We start from the raw sequence: 2,123 nt of genomic DNA on the forward strand, positions 1-2,123 counted from the left end.
AACGACGTAACGGCATCTGTGAGGTGTGCCGCTGTCTTGCCTGCGCCGAGCGCCGACAGGATGTAAAGCTGTCATTACGTCATGACGGAGTATCCTGGTTCGTACTCTTTCCCTCCGATGTCCTTCACCGTGTCTTTGGGTGAAACCGTACTTAGGCAATTACAGCCGCGGGAAAGGCGGCGAATAGATAAAGAAAAGAGGTTCGACGGAGAGAACCGCTGCCTGTCGGTCGCAAGGATGTTTGAAGAACCAGAGATGGATCGAGCATCATGCGACGCTACCAGTTTCCCTATGTTCCAACCCCCCGAGGCCGGCCACCGATGCGCTGGACCGACACGCAGGAGCCCACAACCTGCCGCCGCTGCAACGCGCATTGGGAAGACGGTGATCCGGCGCTGACGATTGCCTGCACGGGCTGCGGTGCACCTGCGAATGAGCCGTGCCGCCGCAGTTCAGGTGGCAATGAGCGTGTGTGTGCCTGTCGCGACGAAGCGGCCGTCCAGATGGGGCTGCTGACACGTTGCGAGGGACTGACCTGGGACGGTCGCCACGAAAAGCCGCTGCTGCTGCGGGAACGCCCGATCGCCCACGCTCTGATGTGCCGCTCGGTTCGGACAGGCGCCCCGGTTAGTCGGTGGACATCATGAGCCCGGATCTAGCCTCCTATGACCGCATCATTGTCGCCGTGTCGGGAGGCAAGGATGGCACGGCCTGTCTGCTCGCTCTGCTGGAAGCCGGTGCTCCGGCCGAGCGCATCGAGCTCTGGCATCATGAGGTGGATGGGGCAGGGCGGTCCTTCATGGACTGGCCCTCCACAGGCCCGTATGTCGCAGCCCTGGCGCGGGATTTCAGCCTGCCGCTCTACCGCTCCTGGCGCGAGGGCGGCCTCGAGCGCGAAATGCTGCGGGACAATGCGCCCACAGCTCCGGTTGTCTTCGAAACTCCTGACGGGGTCGTCAGAACAGGAGGGCAGGGGCCAGAGGGTACACGCCTGCGCTTTCCCCAGGTCTCGGCCAGCCTCTCCGTGCGCTGGTGTTCGGCAAGCCTCAAGGTCGACGTAGCCGATCGTGCCTTGCGCGGACAGGACCGGTTCCTCAACCGCCGTACCCTGGTCGTGACAGGCGAGCGCGCCGAGGAAAGTCCGGCACGGGCTCGATATGCGGCTTTTGAGCCTCACCGCACCGACACGAGAAACGGAACGCGGCGTCGTCGACATGTCGATCACTGGAGGCCCGTACATCAATGGTCCGAAGCTGAGGTGTGGGCCATCCTCAGGCGCTGGCACGTGACACCCGCCCCGCCCTACAAAATCGGATTTTCCAGGTTGTCCTGCGCGTTCTGCATCTTCCTCAGCGCGGATGCACTGGCAACGCTCCAGTGGATCGATGCAACGCGTTTTATCCGGCTGGTGGACTACGAAGAGCGCTTTGGCTGTACGATCAAACGTGACAGATCGCTGTTGTCACTGGCAGGGCAGGGACGGGTGTTTGAGGCCGCGCGGTCCCAGCCTGCGCTTGTCGCGGCCGCCTTGTCAGACCGGCTGATCGGGTCGGTTCTGACAGAGGACTGGATCCTCCCGGCCGGAGCCTTCGGCAGCGGGGGAGGGCCGGTCTAGTCTCAGGCGCGAGCCGGACGGCCGCGACGTTTCTCGGGAAGCTTCTTTACCGGAGGAAAGGTGTCTTCCTCAGGGGAGGGCTCCTGTGGTGAAGTGGGGCGGGTCGTGGAGCCCAGGCCAATCTCGCGGGCGAGGGACGAGCGTTTCTCGGAATAGCTGGGTGCCACCATGGGATACTCGCGCGGCAGGCCCCACCGGACCCGGTACTCCTCCGGGGTCATGTTGTAGGCCGTTTTGAGATGACGGCGGAGCATCTTCAGCTTTTTCCCGTCTTCCAGGCAGATGATGTAGTCCGGAAACACGGAGCGCTTCGGATTCACGGCGGGGGTCGGGGCTTCTTCCGCGACAGGCTCCGGCGTGGCCGGCGTCGCGAGGGCGTCGTGCACGCTGCGGATCAGTGCGGGCAGGTGCTCTGCCGACAGGTCGTTCTGCGACAGATAGGCCGCCACAATGTCGGCGGTGAGTGGCAGAAGATCGGCATGAGGGTGTGCCGTGGTCTCGGTCAGGT

Annotated in this window: 3 protein-coding genes; 2 read left to right on the forward strand and 1 reads right to left on the reverse strand. The window is 63.7% G+C overall.

Annotated elements, in window-relative coordinates; translation table 11 throughout:
- Positions 1–269 precede the first annotated feature (269 nt).
- Positions 270–647, forward strand: a complete 378-nt coding sequence (locus ABDK75_RS17135) for a hypothetical protein (protein WP_346006544.1) — start codon at positions 270–272, stop codon at positions 645–647.
- The gene (locus ABDK75_RS17140; protein ID WP_346006545.1) at positions 644–1,615 is read left to right on the forward strand and encodes a phosphoadenosine phosphosulfate reductase family protein; all 972 of its coding nucleotides are present in this window, start codon (positions 644–646) and stop codon (positions 1,613–1,615) included. Before ABDK75_RS17135 ends, ABDK75_RS17140 begins: the two co-directional genes overlap by 4 nt.
- Before the next feature lie 2 nt (positions 1,616–1,617).
- On the opposite strand, the gene ABDK75_RS17145 is transcribed toward ABDK75_RS17140, so the two are convergent.
- Positions 1,618–2,121 (reverse strand): MucR family transcriptional regulator, encoded by a 504-nt coding sequence (locus ABDK75_RS17145; protein ID WP_346006546.1) that lies wholly within the window; start codon positions 2,119–2,121, stop codon positions 1,618–1,620.
- Positions 2,122–2,123: the final 2 nt, after the last annotated feature.

Origin of the sequence: Gluconobacter sp. OJA (genome assembly GCF_039638325.1) — a bacterium.
GTDB classification, from domain to species: Bacteria; Pseudomonadota; Alphaproteobacteria; order Acetobacterales; family Acetobacteraceae; genus Gluconobacter; species Gluconobacter cerinus.